Annotated in this window: 23 protein-coding genes; 17 read left to right on the top strand and 6 right to left on the bottom strand. The window is 71.0% G+C overall.

All coding sequences use genetic code 11. From position 1 onward, the window contains the following. Nucleotides 1-18: 18 nt before the first annotated feature. Complete coding sequence (locus OG504_RS07445; protein ID WP_033278467.1) at nucleotides 19-840, bottom strand: enoyl-CoA hydratase/isomerase family protein; 822 nt, start codon at nucleotides 838-840, stop codon at nucleotides 19-21. A 107-nt stretch (nucleotides 841-947) separates the two neighbouring features. Here OG504_RS07445 and OG504_RS07440 point away from each other — a divergent pair, with 107 nt between their 5' ends. The 4 genes from OG504_RS07440 to OG504_RS07425 are packed head-to-tail and all read left to right on the top strand — an operon-like array spanning nucleotide 948 to nucleotide 4,530. Continuing rightward, nucleotides 948-2,069 carry an acyl-CoA dehydrogenase family protein gene (locus OG504_RS07440; protein WP_405989020.1) on the top strand — a complete coding sequence of 374 codons (1,122 nt, stop codon included), beginning with the start codon at nucleotides 948-950 and terminating at the stop codon, nucleotides 2,067-2,069. 18 nt (nucleotides 2,070-2,087) lie between these two features. After that, on the top strand, nucleotides 2,088-3,266 hold the full coding sequence (locus OG504_RS07435; RefSeq protein ID WP_405989019.1) for an acyl-CoA dehydrogenase family protein: 1,179 nt from the start codon (nucleotides 2,088-2,090) through the stop codon (nucleotides 3,264-3,266). Continuing rightward, nucleotides 3,263-3,775: a nuclear transport factor 2 family protein gene (locus OG504_RS07430; protein ID WP_405989018.1), complete on the top strand. Its 513-nt coding sequence runs from the start codon at nucleotides 3,263-3,265 to the stop codon at nucleotides 3,773-3,775. Before OG504_RS07435 ends, OG504_RS07430 begins: the two co-directional genes overlap by 4 nt. Continuing rightward, nucleotides 3,775-4,530 carry an SDR family NAD(P)-dependent oxidoreductase gene (locus tag OG504_RS07425; protein WP_405989017.1) on the top strand — a complete coding sequence of 252 codons (756 nt, stop codon included), beginning with the start codon at nucleotides 3,775-3,777 and terminating at the stop codon, nucleotides 4,528-4,530. The genes OG504_RS07430 and OG504_RS07425 overlap by 1 nt, the downstream gene beginning before the upstream one ends. A gap of 75 nt (nucleotides 4,531-4,605) precedes the next feature. Here OG504_RS07425 and OG504_RS07420 read toward each other — a convergent pair whose 3' ends face one another. After that, nucleotides 4,606-5,523 carry an NADP-dependent oxidoreductase gene (locus OG504_RS07420; protein WP_405989016.1) on the bottom strand — a complete coding sequence of 306 codons (918 nt, stop codon included), beginning with the start codon at nucleotides 5,521-5,523 and terminating at the stop codon, nucleotides 4,606-4,608. A 278-nt stretch (nucleotides 5,524-5,801) separates the two neighbouring features. On the opposite strand from OG504_RS07420, the gene OG504_RS07415 reads away from it, so the two are divergent. Continuing rightward, on the top strand, nucleotides 5,802-6,149 hold the full coding sequence (locus OG504_RS07415; RefSeq protein ID WP_405989015.1) for a hypothetical protein: 348 nt from the start codon (nucleotides 5,802-5,804) through the stop codon (nucleotides 6,147-6,149). Here the strand turns inward: OG504_RS07415 and OG504_RS07410 are convergent. Beyond that, nucleotides 6,146-7,342: a CaiB/BaiF CoA transferase family protein gene (locus OG504_RS07410; protein WP_405989014.1), complete on the bottom strand. Its 1,197-nt coding sequence runs from the start codon at nucleotides 7,340-7,342 to the stop codon at nucleotides 6,146-6,148. The genes OG504_RS07415 and OG504_RS07410 overlap by 4 nt on opposite strands. Nucleotides 7,343-7,488: 146 nt before the next feature. Here OG504_RS07410 and OG504_RS07405 point away from each other — a divergent pair, with 146 nt between their 5' ends. Genes OG504_RS07405 through OG504_RS07380 form a run of 6 tightly spaced genes read left to right on the top strand, consistent with a single transcriptional unit; the run spans nucleotide 7,489 to nucleotide 12,331 of the window. After that, nucleotides 7,489-7,998 carry a PaaI family thioesterase gene (locus OG504_RS07405; protein WP_405989013.1) on the top strand — a complete coding sequence of 170 codons (510 nt, stop codon included), beginning with the start codon at nucleotides 7,489-7,491 and terminating at the stop codon, nucleotides 7,996-7,998. 4 nt (nucleotides 7,999-8,002) lie between these two features. Continuing rightward, a complete protein-coding gene (locus tag OG504_RS07400; RefSeq protein ID WP_405989012.1) occupies nucleotides 8,003-8,848 on the top strand; it encodes an enoyl-CoA hydratase-related protein in 846 nt (281 codons plus the stop codon). Between the two features lie 38 nt (nucleotides 8,849-8,886). Continuing rightward, nucleotides 8,887-9,339, top strand: coding sequence for a MaoC family dehydratase N-terminal domain-containing protein (locus tag OG504_RS07395; RefSeq protein WP_405989011.1), 453 nt, complete (start codon nucleotides 8,887-8,889; stop codon nucleotides 9,337-9,339). Beyond that, nucleotides 9,336-9,758, top strand: a complete 423-nt coding sequence (locus tag OG504_RS07390; protein WP_405989010.1) for a MaoC family dehydratase — start codon at nucleotides 9,336-9,338, stop codon at nucleotides 9,756-9,758. The genes OG504_RS07395 and OG504_RS07390 overlap by 4 nt, the downstream gene beginning before the upstream one ends. A 4-nt stretch (nucleotides 9,759-9,762) precedes the next feature. Beyond that, nucleotides 9,763-11,214: a class I adenylate-forming enzyme family protein gene (locus OG504_RS07385; protein WP_405989009.1), complete on the top strand. Its 1,452-nt coding sequence runs from the start codon at nucleotides 9,763-9,765 to the stop codon at nucleotides 11,212-11,214. After that, a complete protein-coding gene (locus tag OG504_RS07380; protein ID WP_405989008.1) occupies nucleotides 11,207-12,331 on the top strand; it encodes a serine hydrolase domain-containing protein in 1,125 nt (374 codons plus the stop codon). The genes OG504_RS07385 and OG504_RS07380 overlap by 8 nt, the downstream gene beginning before the upstream one ends. A 34-nt stretch (nucleotides 12,332-12,365) precedes the next feature. Here OG504_RS07380 and OG504_RS07375 read toward each other — a convergent pair whose 3' ends face one another. Further along, the gene (locus tag OG504_RS07375; RefSeq protein ID WP_403593274.1) at nucleotides 12,366-13,547 is read right to left on the bottom strand and encodes an amidohydrolase family protein; all 1,182 of its coding nucleotides are present in this window, start codon (nucleotides 13,545-13,547) and stop codon (nucleotides 12,366-12,368) included. Between the two features lie 113 nt (nucleotides 13,548-13,660). Then, nucleotides 13,661-14,461: a FadR/GntR family transcriptional regulator gene (locus tag OG504_RS07370; RefSeq protein WP_405989007.1), complete on the bottom strand. Its 801-nt coding sequence runs from the start codon at nucleotides 14,459-14,461 to the stop codon at nucleotides 13,661-13,663. 170 nt (nucleotides 14,462-14,631) lie between these two features. Here OG504_RS07370 and OG504_RS07365 point away from each other — a divergent pair, with 170 nt between their 5' ends. Both OG504_RS07365 and OG504_RS07360 read left to right on the top strand, forming a co-directional pair. Next, nucleotides 14,632-15,459 (top strand): enoyl-CoA hydratase-related protein, encoded by an 828-nt coding sequence (locus OG504_RS07365; RefSeq protein WP_405989006.1) that lies wholly within the window; start codon nucleotides 14,632-14,634, stop codon nucleotides 15,457-15,459. After that, nucleotides 15,456-16,031 carry a DUF2889 domain-containing protein gene (locus OG504_RS07360; RefSeq protein ID WP_405989005.1) on the top strand — a complete coding sequence of 192 codons (576 nt, stop codon included), beginning with the start codon at nucleotides 15,456-15,458 and terminating at the stop codon, nucleotides 16,029-16,031. The genes OG504_RS07365 and OG504_RS07360 overlap by 4 nt, the downstream gene beginning before the upstream one ends. 307 nt (nucleotides 16,032-16,338) lie before the next feature. On the opposite strand, the gene OG504_RS07355 is transcribed toward OG504_RS07360, so the two are convergent. Then, entirely contained in the window at nucleotides 16,339-17,565 is a 1,227-nt protein-coding gene (locus OG504_RS07355) for an acyl-CoA dehydrogenase family protein (RefSeq protein ID WP_405989004.1), read from the bottom strand. Between the two features lie 122 nt (nucleotides 17,566-17,687). Here OG504_RS07355 and fabG point away from each other — a divergent pair, with 122 nt between their 5' ends. From fabG to OG504_RS07335, 4 genes are read left to right on the top strand one after another with little or no spacing between them, the layout of a single operon-like run. Then, nucleotides 17,688-18,434 carry a 3-oxoacyl-ACP reductase FabG gene (gene fabG / locus OG504_RS07350; protein WP_405989003.1) on the top strand — a complete coding sequence of 249 codons (747 nt, stop codon included), beginning with the start codon at nucleotides 17,688-17,690 and terminating at the stop codon, nucleotides 18,432-18,434. 22 nt (nucleotides 18,435-18,456) lie between these two features. Then, nucleotides 18,457-19,704, top strand: coding sequence for an acetyl-CoA C-acetyltransferase (locus OG504_RS07345; RefSeq protein WP_405989002.1), 1,248 nt, complete (start codon nucleotides 18,457-18,459; stop codon nucleotides 19,702-19,704). Further along, nucleotides 19,704-21,143 carry an OB-fold domain-containing protein gene (locus OG504_RS07340; protein ID WP_405989001.1) on the top strand — a complete coding sequence of 480 codons (1,440 nt, stop codon included), beginning with the start codon at nucleotides 19,704-19,706 and terminating at the stop codon, nucleotides 21,141-21,143. The genes OG504_RS07345 and OG504_RS07340 overlap by 1 nt, the downstream gene beginning before the upstream one ends. Continuing rightward, on the top strand, nucleotides 21,140-22,348 hold the full coding sequence (locus OG504_RS07335) for an acetyl-CoA acetyltransferase (RefSeq protein ID WP_405989000.1): 1,209 nt from the start codon (nucleotides 21,140-21,142) through the stop codon (nucleotides 22,346-22,348). Before OG504_RS07340 ends, OG504_RS07335 begins: the two co-directional genes overlap by 4 nt. Nucleotides 22,349-22,364 lie beyond the last annotated feature (16 nt).

Below are 22,364 nucleotides of genomic sequence, written 5' to 3'. Positions count from 1 at the left end.
TCCTCGTGCGTCCATGGGTCACAGGTCGATCGGGTGCTTGCCGCCCACGCCCTCGAAGTCCGGGGCGCGCTTCTCGCGGTGGGCGGCGAGTCCCTCGACGACCTCGTGCCCGCCGAACCCGAAGAACTCCAGCCCCAGCGAGGCCTCGAAGAGCGGCTGGGCCGTGCGGTACCAGTGGTTGAGGGACCGCTTGGTCCAACTGAGGGCGCTGGCCGGTCCGGCGGCCAGCAGGGTCGCGACCCGCAGCCCCTCGGCGTGCACGTCCTCGTCGTCCACGCACTTCGACACCAGACCGATCCGCTCGGCCTCCTCGCCGGTCAGCGCCTCGCAGGTCAGCAGGTAGTACTTGGCCTTGGCCATCCCGCACAGCAGCGGCCAGCAGATCGCCGCGTGGTCGCCGGCCGCCACCCCGAGCCGGGTGTGCCCGTCGACGATCTTCGCCCTGCGACCGGCGATCGAGATGTCCGCCAGCATGCCGACGACCAGCCCCGCACCGACCGCCGGGCCGTGGATCGCCGAGACCACCGGCTTGGAGCAGTTGATCACCCCGTAAACCATGTCCCGCGCCTCCCGCATCGTCCGGGCGCGCACGGCGTAGTCCTCGGTCATGGCCTCGATGGAGTCGAAGGTCCCGCCGGCCGAGAAGGCCTTGCCGGCCCCCTGGACCAGCACCGCACGGGTCTCCTCGTCCCGGTCGATGACGGGCCAGACATCGGCCAGTTCACCGTGCATGCGCGGATCCACGGCGTTGAGGTTCGGCGCGTCCAGCACGATGCGCAGCACACCGGGCGCGGGCCGCTCGAAGGTCAGGCTCGTGAACGGGGCGTAGGGATCGGTCACGTCGCGCTCCTGGTGTATTCAGTGCGGATACTATAATTATCTAACTGTATCGAGGGGCGGGCGGCAAGCGTCCGGCACACGGGCGCACCGAGGACGGGAAGCTCGGCATGGATCTCACCTTCAGCGAGGAACAGGACGAACTGCGCACGGTCGTACGGTCGTTCCTCACCCGGCACGCCACCGAGGCCGACGTGCGCCGGCTGGCCGCCGACCCGCACGGACACGACCCGTGGATCTGGCAGCGGATGGCCACGGAGATAGGACTGCAGGGACTCGCCGTACCGGAGGAGTACGGCGGCTCCGGCTTCGGCTACGTCGATCTCGGCGTCGTCTTCGAGGAGACGGGCCGCGCCCTGCTGTGCGCCCCGTACTTCGCCACCGTCGCCCTGGCCGCCGAGGCGCTGCTGCGCTGCGACGACGAGGCCGCTCGCGCCGAACTCCTCCCGGGCATCGCCGCCGGCGAGACGGTGGCCACGCTCGCCCTCACCGAGGACAGCGGGCGCTGGGACGAGCCGGGCATCCGGGTCACCGCCCGTGAGGAAGCGGGCAGTTGGCGGCTCACGGGCGTGAAGACCTACGTCCCCGACGGGCACGTCGCCGACCTGCTGCTGGTCGCCGCCCGCACCCCCGCCGGTATCAGCCTCTTCGCGGTCGGGGCCGCCGACGCTTCGGGCCTCACCCGCACCCCCCTGCCCACCCTCGACCAGACGCGCAAGCAGGCCAGGGTGGCCTTCACGGACACCCCGGCGCGCCTGCTGGGCACCGAGGGCGCGGCCTGGCCCGGCCTCGAGCGCGCCCTGGCGACAGCGTCCGTGCTGCTGGCCGCCGAACAGGTCGGCGGAGCCGCCGCCGCCCTGGACGCGTCGGTCGCGTACGCCAAGATCCGCGAGCAGTACGGCCGTCCCATCGGCTCGTTCCAGGGCGTCAAGCACAAGTGCGCCGACATGCTCGTCGAGATCGAGTCCGCCCGCTCGGCCGCGTACGCCGGACTGTGGGCCCTGGACGCCGGTGACGATACGGAGATCGCCGTGGCGGCGGCCCTTGCCCAGACGTTCTGCTCGGAGGCCTTCACCCAGGTCGCCGGCGACACCATCCAGGTCCACGGCGGCATCGGCTTCACCTGGGAACACCCGGCGCACCTCTACCTCAAACGGGCCAAGAGCTCCGAGGTACTGCTCGGCACACCCGCGTACCACCGGGAGCTGCTCGCCGCCCGGCTCGGCATCTGACACCCAGGAGAAGCAGACATGGAAGTGGACTTCGGGCCCGCCGTACGCGACTTCCGCGACGAACTGCGGGACTGGTTCGCGGACCACCTCGTGGGGGAGTTCGCCGCGCACCGGGGCGTGGGCGGCCCCACCGACGGCGCCGCCTGGGAGGTGCGCCTCGCCTGGGACCGCGAGCTGTCGGCCGGGAACTGGCTGGGCGTGGGCTGGCCGAAGGAGTACGGCGGACGCGGCCTCGGACTGATCGAGGAGATCGTCTTCGAGTACGAGTACGCCCGCGCGAACGCCCCCTACCGCGCCACCGTCAACGCCCTCGACCTGCTCGGCCCGCTGCTCCTCGCGAGGGGCGACGAGGCCCAGAAGAAGCGCTTCCTGCCGCCGATCCTCGCCGTCGAGGAGCTGTGGGGGCAGGGCTTCAGCGAACCGGGCGCGGGCTCCGACCTGGCATCCGTCCGCACCCGAGCCGAGCGCGACGGTGACCAGTGGGTGGTCAACGGGCAGAAGGTGTGGACCTCGTTCGGCATCCACGCCGACTGGCTCTACGTCCTCACCCGCACGGACCCCGACTCCCGGCGCCACAAGGGTCTGACACTGCTCCTCCTCCCCACCGACCAGCCCGGCGTGGAGATCCGGCCCATCCGCAACCTCGCCGGCCAGGACGAGTTCGCCGAGGTGTTCCTCTCCGACGCCCGCACCGGCGCGGACATGGCCGTCGGCGAGGTCGGCCAGGGCTGGCGCACCGCGATGGCCACCCTCGGCATCGAACGCGGCACGACCCTGCTGCCCCAGCAACTCGGCTTCGAACGGGAGGCCGAGGCGCTGATCGACCTGGCCCGCGCGCGCGGCGCCCTCGACGACCCCATGCTGCGCCGTCGGATCCTGGACGCCTGGATCTCCGTACGCATCATGCGCACCACCAACCTGCGGACCATCGCCGAACTGACCGCGGGCCGCACCCCGGGTGCCCAGGCCACCACGGCGAAGCTCTACGCCTCGACTCGCCACCAGCAACTCGGCCACCTGGCCATGGAGTTGGCCGGGCCCGCCGGGCAGATCGTGGGCGAGGACTACGAACTCGACACCCGGCAGCGCTCGTTCCTGCTCTCCCTCGCGGAGACGATCTACGGCGGTTCGAGCGAGATCCAGCGCAACATCATCGGGGAGTTGGTCCTCGGTCTGCCGAGGGAGCCGCGGCCATGACCTCGACCGAGGACCGCCTCGACCGCGTCGAGTCCCACCAGGCCATCCAGCAACTGCCCGTCCGCTACGCCCTGGCCGTGGACTCCCGCGACCTCGACGCCTGGGTCGGCTGCTTCCGCCCCGACGTGGACATGGGACGCCACGGCCGGGGACGCCAGGTCCTGCGGCAGCACATCGAGCCCCTCGTACGCGGTTTCCATCGCTCGATCCACCAGATCTGCGGCCACCGCATCGAGTTCACCGGCCGCGACACCGCGACCGGCGCGGTCTACTGCCGCGCCGAGCACGAGGTGGGGGACCGGTGGATCGTGATGGCGATCTGCTACTTCGACGACTACGCGCGCGTGGACGGCGACTGGTACTTCTCCCGGCGCCGCGAACAGCACTGGTACGCGGCCGACGTGACCGACCGCCCCCAGGCGGTGGGCTTCACCGGCTGGGAGGGCGCGGGGGAACCGGCGCTGCCCGACGCCTTCCCCACCTGGACGGCCTTCTGGAAGGAGACGTGATGGCACGGCTGACAGGCAGGACGGCGCTGGTCACAGGCGGGGGACAGGGCGTGGGCCGCGGCATCGCCCTGGCGCTCGCCGCCGAGGGCGCGGCCGTGGTCATCACCGGCCGCACCGAGACCAAGCTGAAGGACACCGCCGGGGAGATCGCCGAGCGCGGCGGGCAGGCGTACACCGTGGTCGGGGATGTGGGGGACCGGGACGACGTCGACCGGATGGTGGCCGAGACGGTACGGCGGTACGGCCGCCTCGATGTGCTCGTGAACAACGCCCAGTCGTCGGTGCAGCGACCGCTGGAGAAGACGTCGTACGACGATGTCGAACTCACCTACCGCAGTGGGCCGTTGGCTGTCTTCCACGCGATGCAGGCCGCCCTGCCCCACCTGAGGGAGAGCCGCGGCAGTGTCGTCAACCTCGGTTCCTCCGCCGCCGTGCAGGGCGAGGCGACCTTCGCGGCGTACGCCATGGCCAAGGAGGCGATCCGAGGCCTGAGCCGGGTCGCCGCGCGGGAGTGGGGGCCGTACGGGATCCGTGTGAACGTCGTCTGTCCGGCCGCGCTCAGTCCGGCGGCGGAGGACTATCTGGCCGCGCATCCGCGGAAGGCGGAGGAACTCGCCCGGGAGATCCCGCTCGGCCGGCTCGGCGCCCCGGAGGCGGACATCGGCCGGGCGGTGGCCGCGCTGGTGAGCGACGACATGGCCTATCTCACGGGCGCGACACTGATGTTGGAGGGCGGCCGGACCCTGATCGGGTGACGTTCCGGACGCACACCAGCCGCAATCACGTCGGGGTTCCCGAGGAGGGGAGGACCGGTCACTGTCCCCGCGTCCTCACGGACGAACGCGGATGATCGTCTTTCCCCTGCGCCGCTCGGTCGGATTGAGAGCGGCGACGGCATCGTCGAGGGGTGAGACGTCGTCGATGTTCGTCCGGAGCCGTCCGTCCCGCACCCGCCGCACGATCTCACCCAGTTGGGCACGATCGGCCTCGACGACGAAGTCCACCGCCAGGCCGGCAGCGGGCCGCGCATCGACCGGGCCGACGACGGACACCAGCGTTCCTCCGGCCTTGACCAGGTCGGCGGACCGCTTCTGAATGTCGCCGCCGATGACGTCGAAGACCAGATCGACGCCGCCGACGTCTTCCAGTGCGTCGTTCTCGAGGTCGACGAACTCGTGCGCGCCGAAGTCGAGTGCCTTCGCACGGTCCGCGGCGCGGCCGGTCCCGATGACGTAGGCGCCGGCCTCACGGGCGAGCTGGGTCACCATCGTCCCGACCGCCCCGGCCGCGCCATGGGCGAGGACGGTCCGGCCGGCCTGGAGGCGGCCGTGCTGGAACAGTCCCTGCCACGCGGTCAGACCTGAGATCGGCAGGGACGCACCCACCGTGAAGTCGACGTCGCCGGGCAGCGGTGCGAGGTTGCGCGCTTCGATCGCCACGTACTCCGCCAGGGTGCCGTCACGGTGCCAGTCGGCGAGGCCGAACACCCGCTGCCCGACCGACAGCCCCGTCGTGCCGTAGCCGAGGGCGGCGACCACTCCGGCCAGCTCGTGGCCGGGGATCGACGGTGTCCTGTCACGGCCGGCACGATCGGTCCAGGTCGACGGCCACTCCATCTCGGTCGGGACGAATCCTGACGCGTGAATCCGAACGACGACGTCGTTGATCGCTGCCTGCGGCTCGGGCCGTTCCACCAACGTCATCCCGGCTGTTCCCGCGGCCTGGTCCGTCACCACGATCGTTTTCATGGAGCCACCTTCTCGATCAGCTGTCTGTTCGGTGGAATTCCCGGAGGGATGGAGAGCCCGTCCGGCTATGGGCACGTCGTCGTGTCTCCGACCTTAGGAGCGAAGCAGCCCAGGAGTGTGGTCCATTTCCTTGGCAAATCCTTGGGCCACTTCAAGGTTCAGCCTGTATGCCGGGCCCTGCACGTCTACATGCGCCGGCGCAACACCAGCGCCCGACCCTCTGACCCAAGCTGCTTGATCGTGGTGGTGGACCCGACCAGGGCCAGTACCGTGCGGATATGGCAGGCAAGCGGCAGCCGTACTGGCGCACCATTGGGACCCCGACGACTCTCGTGCTCTACCGAACCGTCGACGGCTGGCGGTACGCGATCTGCTTCACCCAACCGTCGGGCGTCGCCGACGGTGCTCTCAACGATCCCGCGCCCTCGTCCGAGCCGGGTAACGCGCAGGCTGCCTGTCACAAGAAGGCCGAAGAATTCACGCACAGACGGCTGGAGGTCCTCTGGCGCGAATCCGATCAACCGGACGGGTGGACCGGCACCGTCACCAGTGCCGACCCACGTCCACCTGCCCAACCGAATCAGCGCGTCGTTCAACCCGGCGAACCTTCGCGGTCGGAGCACTAAACGACGCCTCGCGCCCGCAGTCCGTCGAGCTGATCCTCGGTCACCCCGGCCAGCCCGCACAGGACTTCGGCCGTGTGCTCACCCAGCGCGGGCGGCGGGGCGTAGCCCTCGACCGGGGTCACCGAGAGCCGGATGGGGTTGGCGAGCAGCGGCAGCGGGCCCGACACCGGGTCCTCGGCCTCGACCAGCATCCCCCGGTGCCGGATCTGGGGATCGGCGAAGACCTCGGGCATCTCGTTGAACGGGCCCGCCGGCACGTCGTGTTCGTCCAGGAGGGCCAGCCACTCGTCCCGGGGCCGGGTCCGCATGATCGCCGCGAGGACCGGCAGGATCTCCTCCCGGTGGGTGATCCGGGCGGAGGTCGTAGCGAACCGGGGGTCCTGGAGCAGGTCGGTACGGCCGGCCGCCGTGCAGAACGCGGCGAACTGCTTGTCGTTCCCGGCGACGAGGAAGAGCGTCTTGTCCGCGCACTGGAAGGCCTGGGAGGGGATTCCGCCGTAGCCGCCGTTGCCGCGCCTGCGCGGAACCTCCCCGGAGACCAGGTAGTTCATCGCGAAGTGCGACAGCGAGGCCAGCCCGCAGTCCAGCAGGGAGAGGTCGACGAACTGGCCCTCGCCGGTGGCGTCCCGGTGCCGCAGCGCCGCCAGGACGGCCGTGGCGGCGTACAGGCCGGTGAGGATGTCGACCATGCTCACGCCGACCTTCATCGGCTCGTCGGGGTGGCCGGAGACGCTCATCATCCCGGACATGGCCTGGAAGATCCCGTCGTAGCCGGGGCGTCCGGCGTACGGGCCGGTCTGGCCGAAGCCGGTGACCGAGAGGTAGACGAGGCGCGGGTTGAGTGCCAGCAGGCTCTCGTGGTCGAGGCCGTACTTCGCCAGCGTCCCCGCGCGGAAGTTCTCGACCAGGACGTCCGAGCGGGCGGCGAGCGAGCGGATCAACTCCTGACCCTCGGCGGTGGCGTGATTGACCGTCACGGACCGCTTGTTGCGGTTGCAGGAGAGGTAGAAGGCCGCGGTGTCCGTGCCGGGGGCGAACGGCGGACCGTACGTCCGTGAGTCGTCGCCGGTGCCGGGCCGCTCGACCTTGATGACCTCCGCGCCGAGGTCGCCCAGCATCTGGGTGGCCAGGGGTGCCGCGAGGATGCGGGACAGGTCGAGGACGCGGATCCCGGCCAGGGCGGTCGACGGCATCGAGGTCTCCCTCTGTTCACGGACATCGAATGAGTTATATAAATAATACATCTGGCGCTCCGGCTGCGCCCTGTTTGATTGCTTCAACTATCCAATTCATGTAACTATATGGATCGGCTGACCGGCCGAGACCGGAGGGCGTGCGGATGACCGTCGCGGCGAGACCCCTCACCGACCAGGAACAACGCGAACGCCGCGAGTGGTTCCGGGCCCGCTGGGAGCGCGGCGTCGCGTTCAACCGCCTCTGTCGCCTGCGCATGGTCCGCTGGGACCCCGACGGCGTCGAGGTCGTCCTTCCCTACGCCGAGCAACTCACCGCTCACGAAGGCGTCTTCCACGGCGGAGTGCTCTCCGCGCTCATCGACACCGCGGGCGCGGGCGCCGTGATCGCCGGGCACGACTTCCAGAAGGGCAGCCGGCTCAGCACCGTCTCGATGTCGGTGCAGTACCTCGCGCCCGCCCGCGGCCGGGAGGCCGTCGCCTACGCCCGCTGCGTCCGCCGGGGCCGCCGACTGCACTTCGCCGACGTCGACGTGATGACCGACGGGATCGTCTGCGCCCGGGGGCAGGTCGTGGTGACCATCTCCGGCGAGCGACCGGGCGTCGGCGAACCCATCCAATCCAGCGACGCCATCGAACCGCTGACCGAGGAGTGACGCGATGTCCGACGAACCCGACCGGGACCTGGTGCTGTACGAGGTCGACGAGGACGGCGTCGCCACCGTCACCCTCAACCGGCCCGAGCGCAAGAACGCCTGGAGCCTCCCGATGGAGCGGCGTTTCTTCGCCCTCCTGGACGAGGCCGCCCACGACCCTGCCGTCCGCGTCGTGATCGTCACCGGCGCCGGCCGGGCCTTCTGCCCCGGCATGGACGTCCAGCGGCTGGAGCAGAACGCGCAGCCGGGCCAGTCCCTCAACCTCCAGGCCCGCGTGCCCATGTACAGCAGGCGGAACATGCCCAAGCCGCTCATCGCGGCCGTCAACGGGGCCTGCGCGGGCATCGGCCTGGTCCAGGCACTGATCTGCGACGTACGGTTCGCCGCCCGCGGGGCACGCTTCACCACCGCCTTCACCCGCCGCGGCCTCGCCGGCGAGTACAACCTCCCCTACGTGCTGCCGCGCGTCATCGGCCTGGAGAACGCCCTCGACCTCCTCCTGTCCGGCCGGGTCTTCGACGCCGACGAGGCGAAGCAACTCGGCCTTGTCAGCCGGGTCGTGGAGCCCGAGGACCTGCTCGACGCGGCTCGCGCGTACGCCCGCGACATCGCCCGCAACTGCTCACCGCGGGCCATGGCCGTCGTACGCCATCAGGTCTACGGCGATCTCGACCGGCCCTTCACCGAAGCGCTCGCCCGCTCGTACTCCGCCATGGAGTTCTTCGCGGGCTCGCCGGACTTCCGCGAAGGGGTCGCCGGCTTCGTGGAGAAACGGGAGCCCAAGTTCGAGGGCCTGCCCCCGGACTTCGACCCGGACGAGGCCACCCGCGACGCGTTCCTGCCGTACTGACAGACGCGTTCCTGCCGTACTGACAGAGGAGAAGGAAGATGACAGGGCAGCCGTTCCCCGTCGAGGCCGGGCACATCCTGATGTTCGCCCGGGCCATCGGCGACGAGAACCCGGACTACGTCGGCGAGAGCGCGCTCGCGCCGCCCACCTTCACCATGGCGAGCGCCCACCACGACCCCGACTACCGACTGCGGCCCAAACCGGGCGAGGAGTGGTTCGGGTCCGGCGCCGGGTCCGGCGTGATGCCCGAGGGCGGCGGCGGTCTGCACGCCGAGCAGCACTTCGAGTACCACCGGCCGGTGCGCGCGGGGGAGACCCTGTACGCGACCACAGTCGCCGGACGCAGCTGGGAGAAGCAGGGTCGTACCGGCCTGTTGCTGTTCAGTGAGCGCATCACCGAGTACCGGGACGCCGACGGTGAACCGGTCGTCAGCGCCCGCACCGTGGCCGTCGTGCCCGAGGGCCCCGCAACCCGGAAGGACGCCCGATGAGCCTGAGCGTCGACGACGTGAAGGTCGGCGAGACCCGCGAGAGTGTGCCGGTCGACGACCTCAAGCGCACCCGGATCGTCCAATACGCGGGCGCGTCCGGCGACTTCAACCCGCTGCACACCGACGAGCGGTTCGCCACCGAGGTCGCGGGCTATCCCGGCGTCTTCGCCCACGGCATGCTCACGATGGGCATGACGGGACGCGTCCTGACCGACTGGGTCGGCGTCGAGGCGCTGCTGACCTTCGGGGTGCGCTTCAAGGCCCAGGTGTGGCCCGGCGACACCCTGACCGCCACCGCGACCGTCGAGTCGGTCGAGGACACGCCGGACGGCCCGGTCGCCCACTTCTCGCTGCGCACCGTCACCCAGGACGGCGCCGAGGTGGTCACCGGCACCGCGACGGCCCTCCTGGAGCCCTGAACCGGTGGGCGGCGAACAGGAGTTGACCTGGACGGCGACGGTGCTCGCCGCCTACGACCACTCCCGTCCCGCCGTCCGGTTCGGGGACCTCACCCGGACCGGACACGAACTCCTCGACCGGGCGGCAGGCGCCGCCGACTGGCTGGACACCCTCGGCCTCGACCCCGGCGCCCCGGTACCCGCCCTCGCCGCCACCTCCGCCGACGCCCTCGCGCTCGTCATCGGCGGCGCCGGATCCGGTCACCCGCTCGCCCCGCTCGGCGTCCGTATGACGCCGTACGAGATCGCGGCCGTGGTCGAGGCATCCGGAGCCCAACTCCTCGTCATGCAGCCCGAGTTCGCCGAACTCGGCGAGCAGGTCGCCGAGCTGTCCGGCTGCCGCGCCGTCGTCGTCCCCGAACTCCGCCCGAGCACAAGGCCGTTGACCGCTGGGCCGGACGACCTCGCCGCAGTCCTGCACACCTCCGGCACGACGGGCCTCCCCAAACCCGTCCGCATGACCCAACGCCGCCTGGCCGCCCGCGCCCGCGTCAACGGCCGCCTCTGCGCGCTCGATCCCGACAGCTTCTACGGGGGCAGCGCCCCCTTCCATCACATCGCCGGCCTCGGCAACATCGCCGTCGCCCTCGCCGCGGGTGCCCTGATCACCGGTCTGTCCCGCTTCACCGTCGAGGGCTGGGCCCTGCTGCGCGAACTCGGCGCCACCCACACGAGCATGGTTCCGGCGATGCTGGAGACCCTGCTGGCGGCCGGCCAGGCGCACCACGAGACGCTGCGGGTCCTCCAGTACGGCGGCGCGCCCGTCCGCCCCGGCACCCTGCGACGGACGTACGAGGCGATGCCCGGCGTCCGCATGCTCAACATGTTCGGGCAGACCGAGGGTTCGCCCATCAGCGTGCTCACCCCCGAGGACCACCGGGAGGCGGTCGCCGGACGCACCGATCTGCTGCGGTCCGTGGGACGTCCCGCCCCCGGGGTCGAGCTGAGAGTGCGGGACGCCGGACCGGACGGCATCGGCGAGATCCACGCCCGCGCCGACCACTTCTTCCGGATCGACGCCGAAGGCTGGCTGCACAGCGGTGACTTGGGCCGCGTGGCCGAGGACGGCTACCTCTACCTGTACGGCAGGGGCAGCGACATGATCATCCGGGGTGGCGAGAACGTCCATCCGCTGGAGGTCGAGACCGTCCTGGCCGCGCACCCCGGCGTCGCCGACGTGGCGGTCACCGGCGCCACCGACGACCGGCTCGGCCAGACCGTCGTCGCCTTCGTCGTGCCGGCCGACCCCGACGCCCCGCCCGAACCCGTCTCGCTCAGGGCGCACGCCCGCGCCCGGCTGTCGGGATTCAAGGTCCCCGTCCGTTGGTGGTTCGTGGACGACCTGCCGCGCAACGCCAACGGCAAGGTCGTACGGCGCCTGCTGCACGAGCCCGGCCAAGGAGAAGCCCATGACTGACCAGTCCGTCGTCGACCCGGCGAGCGTGGGCGTGGACCCGCACCGGCTGGACGTCCTGCTGCGCCGGATCCGTCTGGAGGTCGAGCACGGACCGTTGCCGTCCGCGCAGGTCGCCGTCGCTCGCGGCGGTCGCCTGGTGGCGTTCGAGACCTGGGGGGATGCCGGCCCGCACACCAGGTACGTCCTACAGTCCGTCGGCCGGTCGATCGTCGCCGGTGTCGTGTGGAAGCTGTTCGGCGAGGGACTCCTGCGGCTGGACGAGCAAGTCGCCGCGATCATCCCGGAGTTCGGGCCGAACGGGAAGGAGACGGTGACCGTCGAGCAGGTGCTCACACACACCGCCGGCTTCCCCTTCGCGCCCCTCGGCTACCCGAAGATGCTGGACCGTGAGCAACGGCTCGCCGCCTTCGGCCGCTGGCGGCTCGACACGCCGCCCGGCACCCGCTTCCAGTTCCATCTCACCGCCGCCGCCTGGCTGATCGCCGAGATCGTCGAACGGCGCACGGGGCTGCCCTTCGCCGACTACCTCCACGAGCGGATCGCCCGGCCGCTGGGCCTCACCTCGATCGAACTCGGTGTCCCGGTCGAGCGCCAACCCGGAACCGTCGCCCCGATGATCGCCACCGACCGCACCGACGACACCCAGGAACCCGACCCCTGGGGACCGTGGTATCTCTCCGACCCCCGCGTTCTGGCGGCCGGCGAACCCAGCCACGCCCTGGTCGCCACCGCCGCCGACGTGGCCCTGTACTTCCAGGCACTGGAGCACTCGGGCCTGTGGAAGCCGGAGGCGGTGGCGGAGGGCACCCGGATCCGGCTGACCCAACTCCCGTACGGGGAGCAGATCTACGGGGGCGGCGGCAGCCGACGTACCAGCATGGGCCTGTTCGTGACCGTGGCGGGCCCCGACGCAGGCAGCCAACTGCCCTCCACCGGCTCGCCGTCACTCTTCGGCAGCGCGGGCGCCGCCTACCAACTCGGCTTCATGGACCCGGAGTCGGGCCTGTCCTTCGCCTGTCTGAGCAACGGTTACCCGCTCTCCGGCTACGACCACTCGCGGCGGGGCACGGCGCTGCTCTCCAACATCGCGAACCTGGCGGCGGACCTGGTCCGATGACCGGGTCCGCCGCCAGGCGGGGGCATTTCGACGCTCAGCGGCTGATCAGCTGCTGAGCGTTGTTGTACATGATGTCGTCCTGGACCGACTCGTCGAGTTCCGCGAGGAGCTTGCGGTAGTCGGCAGGGTTGGCGATGCCCTCCGCGTGCGGGAAGTCCGAGCCCATCACGATCGACTCGTGGTAGCCGAGCCGCTTGACCAGGCTCGGGATGTCGTCCTCCGGATACGGCACCACACGGATGTGCTTGCGGAACACCTGACTGGGGCGCTCCGCCAACTGCCCGCCGATCCAGGGGCCGTTGCGCCCCATGCCGCGGCTCTTGTCCATGTGGCGGACGAAGTGCGGCACCCACTCGGCGCCGAACTCGGAGACCAGGACGTTGATGTCGGGGAAGCGCCCGAAGAGGTTGTCGAAGATCAGCGCGGACAGCGTCTCCTCGATCGGGCGCTGGCCGTAGGTGTTCATCCACTGCCACGCGGACATCCGGAAGTGGATCGGGCTCGCGTCGTGACCCCAGGCCGGGGCGACGTTCGAGTTGTAGTAGAACTCGCTGATGTGGTAACAGACGCTGGCCTTGGCCTCGTTGACCAGTTTCCAGAACGGGTCGAAGTACGGGTCACCCGGTGAGCGGCCGTACTGGGGCCCGGTCGGCAGCATGATGAACCGGGCGCCCTGCTCCAGGACGTATTCCAGCTCCTTGACCGCGCTGTCCAGGTCGCGCAGCGACAGCAGAGCGGGGGCGTAGATGCGGTCCTGGTGGTTGAAGCCCCACACCTCGTTCATGTAGCGGTTGAACGAGTGGTAGTTGGCGTAGAGCGGTTCGACGCCCTGCACGTACTCCTCGGCGACCAGTGCCCAGCCGCCCGGGTAGATGATCGTCTGGTCGAGGCCCTGCTCGTCCATGACGCGCAGCCGGGCCTCGCGGTTCTGGTAGGACTCGTGCATCGGCTCGAACTGGTACGTCTCGTCGGGGTTGCCCGAGGCCATCGCCTTGAGCATCTCCTTGAGCGAGCCGGGCCGGTAGACCTGCCCGAACTCCGGTTCCAGGCAGACCACGATCCGGTCCCCGGCGAGGATGACCTCGCGGCCGTCCGCGAGTGTCACCGGGGCGACCGCCTGGCCGAGGAACTCTTTCGGGAGGTAGCGGGTGAAGGAGTCCCGTTCCTCGTACATGTGCTGGTCGCAGTCGAAGATGCGCTTGCGCTGTTCGGCCATGGCCGTCGCCTCCGGACCCCAGATCTATTCAGTACGCCTCCTATAATTATCTAACTGTTTCGGAGACGCAAGGGGTGGAGTGGGAACGGCTCGGTGATCCTCGGCCCGCCCGGTCAGTCGATGAGTTCGAGCACCGTCTTGGGACCGGCCCCGTTCACCACGTCGTCGGCGCCGCTGATGTGGCGCTGCCACAGCTTCTCGGCCTCGTCCGCCTTGCCGGACTCGATCAGGCCGACCAGCCGCACATGGGCGCGGTGCCCCTTGAGGGCCTGTGCCTTCTGGGTCGCGGCGTCGGTGGCGGCCGCGGTGTACGAGGCGTTGGCCCGGTCGATGATGTTGCGCAGCATGCCGCACAGGAGGATCAGCGTCTGGTTGCCGGTCAGCTCGACCAGCAGGGCGTGGAAGGTGTCCTGGGCCTCGACCAGGCTCAACGGGTCGTCGAGGACCGCCTTCTCGGCCGCCACCGCGTCACGCAGTCGCTTGATGTCGTCAGGCGTGTGCTTGGCGGCCAGTTGACGCACGCACGGCGGCTCGATGACGGCCGCCGCGCGGTAGACGTCGCCCAGGGTGGCGCCGCGGTACTCGAGGATCAGACCGGCGAAGCGGGCCGCGACATCGGAGTCCGGCGCGCTCACCCGGGCACCGCCGTGCGCACCGCGCCGCACTGTGATCAGCGACTCCGACTCCAGGACGCGGAACGCCTCGCGCAGCGTCGGCCGCGAGATGCCGAACTGCTCCATCAGTCCCGACTCGGGCGGCAGGGCGTCACCCGGCTTCAGCTCGCCCCGCACGATCTGGCGGCGCAGCTCCGCGGCGACCAACTCGGCGGTCTTCGGGACGCGCACCTGACGTCCGACGCGGGCACGCGTGGGGACGGGCACGATCGGCGTTTCTGCGCGGGCTGCCTCGGCCACGGCGGGCTCCTCCATATAGCAAAATGAATCGTCTTAGTGCATCGAGGGTACCAGGTCAAGGGTTGAGTGATCTTCTCCTCTCGGGGCCTGATCTGGCGTCCGGGACGCGGTTGGGTATATAGATGATTCGTCTAGCTATAAAGCCAACGTGGGCTCTGGGAGTGACCTCGATGAACGAGCATGCGGCCCCGGTGATCCTCAGCGAGCTGACCGGCGACGGAGTCATGCTGCTCACCCTGAACCGGCCCGAGCGGCACAACGCCTGGACGCTGGAGATGGAGCTGCTCTACAACGAGCTGTTCGACCGCGCCGAGGCGGATCCGGCGGTACGGGCCGTCGTCCTCACCGGCGCGGGACGCAGCTTCTGCCCGGGCATGGACATGAGCGTCCTGGACGACGCGTCCTCCGGGGCGCGCCCGTGGCCGACCGACCGGCTGCCGCCGCGCACCCGGCCCATGTCGTTCCCCAAGCCCCTGGTGGCCGCTGTCAACGGCGCCTGCGCCGGCATCGGCTTCAATCAGGCGCTCATGTGCGACGTGCGGTTCGCCGTGCCGGACGCCAAGTTCGCCGCCGCCTTCAGCGCGCGGGGCCTGGTGGCCGAGGACGGTGTGTCGTGGCTCCTGCCCCGGCTCGTCGGCTACGGCAACGCGAGCGACCTGCTGTTGTCCTCACGCCGGATCACGGGAACGGAGGCGCATGCGATGGGCCTGGTCAACCGTCTCGTCGAGCCGGAGGAGCTGCTCCCTGCGGCGCTCGCGTACGCCACGGAACTGGCCCGCTCGGCCAGCCCGTACGCGATGTCCCTCATCAAACGGCAGCTCGCCGACGACCAGCCGAGAAGCTTCACGGAGAGCCGCGACACCGCCGCCGCGCTGCTGGCCACGGCGAAACGCGCCCCCGACTACCGCGAGGGTGTGCGCAGCTTCATCGAACGCCGACCACCGGAGTTCGCCGGGCTGGGGGAGAACGCGCCGGAGCCGGCGGAGGCCTCGTCGTGAACCGCGCCGAACTCCCGCTGCATCGCCGGAACATCACCGTCACCGCATACGAGGAGCCCGGCGGCGAGGAGATCTCGGTCGAGGCGGAGCTGCGTGACGAGCGGCCGTGGGCCGAGCCGGCGGCGGCCGACATCCACCGGATGGTGCTGGCGGTACGGGTCCGTCTCGCGGACATGACCGTCGTTGCCGCCGACGCGGACATGCTGACGTTTCCGCACGCCGAATGCCCGTTCATCACCCCGGCTTTCGACAGTCTGGTCGGCCTCTGCGTCGCCGCCGGATACAACCGGGCGATCCAGGAGCGGTTCCGCGGTGTCCTGGGCTGCTCCCACCTCTACGAACTGGCTCGGGTGCTCGGCCCCGCCGTGGTGCAGGCGGCGATGTCGGCCAACGCGCGACGCCGTGACGCGGGCGAGCCCGCGAACGGGCCGCGCGCCACGGCCGGGGTGCTGAACAGCTGCCACATCTGGGCGCCGGACGGCGTGGGCCTGCGCAAACTCGACGCGGGCTGGCGTCCGGGGAGCGGGCCGCGTCCGGTCCCCGGACTTGGGACGTTCGAGGCGCGAGAGTGAGTCCGCGGGGCTGAGGGTCGGCTACGCGAAGGCGGGGCCGGGGTGGCTGCGGCCGACCGCGCGGATGTGGAATCGGCTCGGTCGGGCCTACTTGGAGCCCTCCGGCGCGGCGGCAGCCGCTGACTGACCGCGACCTGGGGTGCCGCCGAACCGGCTTCGACCAGCCGCCGCCGAACCTGCTTCAAGCAGCCGTCGCCGGACCGCCCTTCACCAGCCGGCATCGAACCGGCCGGGAGCGGCCCGCCGCCGAACTTGCCACAACCAGCCGTCCCTGAACCGGCCTCGACCACCCGTCGCCGGTCCCGCCTCAACCAGCCGTCGCCCGCGGCTCGCGCGGCAGCCCCAGCACCTTCTCCGCGAGGATGTTCCGCTGCACCTGCGAGGTGCCCGCGTAGATCGTCCCGGAGCGGGCGATCAGATACGTCGTCGACCAGGACGCCGAGGAGTTCGCGGCGCCGGGGTCGTCGGTGCGGTAGGTGCGCAACGGCGGTCGGCCGACCGGCACTTGGCCGTGCAGGCCCATGATGTCCATCGCCAGGTCGGTGACCTTCGTGTGGTACTCGCTCCAGTACAGCTTGGCGATCGACGACTCGGGGCCCGGCTCCGCGCCCTCGAGCCAGCCGGTGAGGATGCGGTAGCCGAGGTAGCGCATGATCTCGACCTTGGACCAGCACCAGGCGATCCGCTGCCGGACGACCGGGTCCTGGTCCCTGCCGTACAGGCGGGCCAGCTGCACCAGACGCTCCACCTCGGCCCGGAACAGGATCGGGTTGGTGGCCGCCTCCTCCCCGCGCTCGACGCCCAACAGGCTCTGGGCGACGGTCCAGCCGTTGTCGACGCCGCCCACGACGAGATCGGCGCGGGTGCGGGCGCCGTCGAAGAAGACCTCGTTGAAGTGGAGTTGGCCGCTCATCATGCGGAACGGCCGCACCTCGACGCCGGGTTGGTCCAGCGGGACGAGGAGGAAGGAGATGCCGCGGTGCTTGGGCGCGTCTCGGTCCGTGCGGGCGAGGACGAAGATCCAGTCGCTGTGGTGAGCGCCGGACGTCCACACCTTCTGGCCGTCGATCACCCACTCCTCGCCCTCGCGGACGGCACGTGTCGTCAACGAGGCCAGGTCCGAGCCCGCGTCGGGCTCCGAGTAGCCCTGGCACCAGGTGTCCTCGCCACTGAGGATGCGCGGCAGGAAGTGGCCGCGCTGCTCGTCCGTGCCCCAGCGCAGCAGCGTGTTCGCCAGCATCTTCACGCCGAAGGTGTCCTGCGGCAGCCCGAACGGCACACCGGCCAGGGCCAGTTCCTCCATCAGGACCACCTGGTGGAGCCTGGACAGGCCCCGGCCGCCGTACTGCTCGGGCCAGGTGAGGGAGAGGTAGCGGCGCTCGGCGAGCAGGCGCCGCCAGTCCCGGGCGAAGGCCCAGGCGGCCTCCTCGTCGAGGGCGCCGATGCCCTTCCAGTCCGGCGGCAGCGCCTCGGCGAGGAACGCCCTGACCTCGGTGCGGAACGTCTCGGTCTCCGCGGGATAGCTGATGTCCACCCGTGTGCTCTCCTCGCCCGGCCCCGCTCGCCCAGCCGATCGCTGTATTGATTGTTTCAGCATAATAGGTTATCTATTTAGAAGGAATAGCGAGGGCGGCGTCGAGCCAAGGGCGGGCTGACATGGGACTGCTGGACGGCCGCAACGCGGTGATCACCGGCGGCGCACAGGGCATCGGCTTCGAGATCGCCGGAGTACTCGGCGCCGCGGGCGCGTCCGTGGTCCTCGGCGACATCAACGAGGACGCCGCGGCGGAAGCCGTTGAACGCCTCGCCAAAAACGGCGTCGCCGCCACCTCGCTGCGCTGCGACGTCACCGACGAGGACGAGGTCGCCTCCCTGGTCGCCCACTGCGCCGACACCTTCGGCCCGGTCGGCGTCATGGTCAACAACGCCGGGATCACCCGCGACGCGACCCTGCGCAAGATGGCCCTGTCCGACTTCCGCGCGGTCGTCGACGTCCACCTGACCGGCGCCTGGAACGGCACCCGGCACGCCGCCGAGGCGATGCGCGCGCACGGACGCGGCGGCAGCATCGTCAACATCTCCTCCATCGCCGGCAAGGTTGGCAACTTCGGCCAGACGAACTACAGCGCCGCCAAGGCCGGACTCGTCGGCCTCACCAAGGCCTCCGCCAAGGAACTCGCCAAGGCCGGCATCCGCGTCAACGCCGTACAGCCCGGACTGATCCGCACCGCGATGACCGAGGCGATGCCGCCGGCCGCCTGGGACGCGAAGCTCGCCGAGATCCCCCTGGGCCGCGCGGGCGAGCCCGCCGAGGTCGCCCAGGTCGTCCTCTTCCTCGCCTCCGACATGGCGAGCTACGTCACCGGAGCCGTGGTCGAGGTGACCGGCGGCCGGTACATGTGACCCCTCATGAAAGGCATGGCCGATGCCCGCCCTCCTGCGTGACGCGGTGATCTGCGAACCCGTGCGTACCCCCGTCGGTGGCTACGGAGGCGTCTTCCGCGACGTGCCGGCGACCGAGCTGGCCGCCGCCGTCGTACGCGCCGTACTGGACCGCACCGGTATCCCGCCCGCCGCCGTCGACGACGTGCTGCTGGGCCAGTGCTACCCCAACGGCGAGGCCCCGGCCATCGGCCGCGTGGCCGCACTGGACGCGGGCCTGCCGGTGGAGGTGCCGGGACTCCAGATCGACCGCCGCTGCGGCTCGGGACTCCAGGCGATCATCACGGCGGCGATGCAGGTGCAGACCGGCGCGAGCGATCTCGTACTGGCCGGCGGCGTCGAGTCGATGAGCCAGGCCGAGTTCTACACCACCGGAGTCCGCTTCGGTGTACGCGGTGCGGGCACCACCCTGCACGACCGGCTGGCCCGCGGCCGGGTCACCTCCGGAGGCGTCAACCACCCCGTTCCCGGCGGCATGTTGGAGACCGCCGAGAACCTGCGACGGGAGTACGCGATCCCCCGAGAGGAGCAGGACCGACTGGCCCTGCGCTCCCACGAGAAGGCGGTGGCAGCCCAGCGCGAGGGCCGGTTCGCCGACGAGATCGTGCCCGTCACCGTACGGACCAGGAAGGGCGACACGCTCGTCGACGCCGACGAACACCCGCGCCCCGACTCGACGTTGGCGAAACTCGCGAGCCTGCGCCCCGTACTGGGACGGCAGGACCCCGAGGCGACCGTCACCGCAGGGAACGCCAGCGGACAGAACGACGGCGCCGCCCTCTGCGTCGTCACCCACCCCGAGCGCGCCGCCGAACTCGGCCTGCGCCCCCTGGCCCGCCTGGTCTCCTGGGCCGTCGTGGGCGTGCCTCCGGAGACGATGGGCATCGGCCCGGTACCCGCCACGGCCAAGGCACTTGAGCGCGCGGGGCTGAAGCTCGCCGACATCGACCTGATCGAACTCAACGAGGCCTTCGCCGCCCAGGTGCTCGCCTGCACCCGCGAATGGGCCCTGACCGAGGCCGACTTCGAGCGGTTCAACGTCAACGGCTCCGGTATCTCGCTGGGTCACCCCGTCGGCGCCACCGGCGGCCGCATCCTCGCCACCCTGCTCCGCGAACTCGACCGCCGCCAGGCCCGGTTCGGCCTGGAGACCATGTGCCTCGGCGGCGGCCAGGGCCTGGCCGCCGTCTTCGAACGGACGCCCGCAACCGACGCCAATGGAGGACGCTGATGGCCGGACTGATCGCATACGGCGCCTACGTGCCGTACCACCGCCTCGCCCGCGCCGACATCGCGGCCACCCTCGGGACGCCCCCGTCCCGGGGCACGCGCGCGGTCGCGGGCTACGACGAGGACACCACCTCGATGGCCGTCGAGGCGGCCCGGTCCGCCCTGGCCAGGGACGGGCTGCGGACCCGCGTCGGCCAGCTCTTCCTCGCCACCGCCGCGCCCGCCTACCTCGACAAGACGAACGCGACCGCCGTCCACGTGGCGCTCGGACTCGACCCGCACGTCCTCGCCGTCGACATGGCGGGCTCCGTCCGCTCCGGCCTCGGCGCCCTGGTCACCGCCGCCCGCTCCCCGGTACCGACGCTCGCGGTCCTGTCCGACCTGCGCACCGGCCTGCCCGGCGGCGCCGAGGAGAGCGCGGGCGGCGACGGCGCGGCGGCCTTCGCCTTCGGCGGCCACCGCAACGGCGCTCCCGTGCTCGCGGAGCTGCTCGCCCACGACACGGTCAGCGACGAGATCCTCGACCGCTGGCGGCTGCCCGGCGCGCCCGCCTCCCGCGTCTGGGAGGAGCGCTTCGCCGAGGAGATCTACGTGTCCCTCGCGGACAAGGCGCTCACCGCCGCCCTCGACCAGGCGGGCCTGGACCGGGGCGCCATCGACCACCTCGTCGTCTCCGGCCTGCACGCGCGCGCGTGCGCGACGGTGCGTCGTACCGCAGGGGTACGTCCCGAGGCGGCGACCGCGGATCTCACCGGGGAGATCGGCAACGCCGGCACCGCCCAGCCCGGCCTGCTCCTCGCCGACGTCCTCGACCGGGCCGAACCCGGCCGGATCATCGCGCTCGTCGTGCTCGGCGACGGTGCCGGAGTCCTGCTGCTGCGCACCACCGACGCCCTCCCCGCACACCGCGCCGCCCGCCCGGTCGCCGCGCAGATCGCCGCGGGCGGCGCCCCCATGCCGTACGCCACCTACCTCTCCTGGCGCGGTCTCCTCGACCGCGAGCCGCCCCGCCGCCCGGACCCGGAGCCGCCCTACGCCCCGCCCGCGCACCGCCGCAACAGCTGGAAGTACGGCTTCGTCGCCTCCCGTTGCGAGAAGTGCGGGACCCGGCATCTGCCGCCGGACCGGGTGTGCGTCTCCTGCCGGAGCGTCGACGCCATGACCGACGAGCCGATGGAACAGGTGCGGGGCACCGTCGCCACGTTCACCGTGGACCGGCTGGCCCACACCCCGAGCCCACCGATGCTCGTCGTGGTCGTCGACTACGACGGAGGCGGCAGGTTCCGCTGCCAGCTCACCGACGCCACCGAGGCCGACGCCGTCATCGGCGCCCGGGTGGAGATGACGTTCCGGCGCACGGTCACCGCCGCCGGCGTCCACAACTACTTCTGGAAGGCCCGGCCGGTACGCACCGGCGAGACCGAGGGGACAGGCGCATGAGCTCGCACGGAATCCGGGACCGGGTCGCGATCGTCGGCATGGGCTGCACGCCCTTCGGTGAACACTGGAACCGCTCGGCGGACGACCTGCTGGTCGACGCGGTGGGCGAGGCGGTCACCTCGGCCGGCATCACGCTCGACGACATCGACGCGTTCTGGCTCGGCACCCAGGCCTCCGGAGTCTCCGGCCTGACCCTGAGCCGCCCGCTGCACCTGCCGTACAAGCCGGTCACCCGCCTGGAGAACATGTGCGCGACCGGCTCCGAGGCGCTGCGCAACGCCTGTTACGCGGTCGCGTCCGGCGCGTACGACGTGGCGATGGCGGTCGGTGTGGAGAAGCTGAAGGACTCCGGCATGTCCGGGCTCTCGGGTACCTCGATGCCCGGCGCGGGCGACGACAGCCGCGGTGAGATCACCGCCCCGGCGAACTTCTCCCTCCTCGCCCCCGCGTATGCCGCCAAGTACGGCCTGGCGGAAGAGGAGTTGAAGGACGTCATCACCCGCATCGCCTGGAAGAACCACGTGAACGGCGCCCGCAACCCCCGCGCCCAGTACCGCAAGGAGGTGCCGCTGGAGCGCATCCGGTCGGCGCCGATCGTCGCGGGCATGCTGGGCGTGTTCGACTGCTCGGGGGTCTCCGACGGTTCGGCGGCGGCGATTGTCGTACGTGCCGAGGACGCCTACAAGTACACGGACAAGCCGATCTTCGTGAAGGCCCTGTCCTTCGTCGCGGGACCGGCGGACGGACTCCTGGACCCCGACTACGACTTCACCACCTTCCCCGAGGTCGTCGTCTCCGCCCAGGAGGCCTACCGGCAGGCGGGCATCACCGACCCGCGCGCCGAACTCGCGCTCGCCGAGGTCCACGACTGCTTCACACCAACGGAGTTGGTGCTCATGGAGGACCTGGGATTCTCGGAGCGCGGGCAGGCCTGGAAGGACGTCACCAGTGGCGCCTTCGACCTCGACGGCTCACTGCCGGTCAACCCGGACGGCGGCCTGAAGGCCTTCGGCCACCCCATCGGCGCCTCCGGGCTGCGCATGATGTTCGAGGCCTGGCTCCAACTGCGCGGCGAGGCACCGCCCGAGCGGACGGTCGGGTCCGTGGCGGAGGGCCGCTCGCTCGCCCTGACCCACAACCTCGGCGGCGGCCCCGGCGAATGCGTCTCCTTCGTCTCCGTCGTCGGCAGCGAACTCACCGACTGAGAAAGGTGGTTGAGTC

This window comes from Streptomyces sp. NBC_00986, assembly GCF_045162565.1.
Taxonomy (GTDB): Bacteria; Actinomycetota; Actinomycetes; order Streptomycetales; family Streptomycetaceae; genus Streptomyces.
Note: the sequence above shows the minus strand (reverse complement) of the source record. Positions and strands in the feature narration are given on the sequence as shown.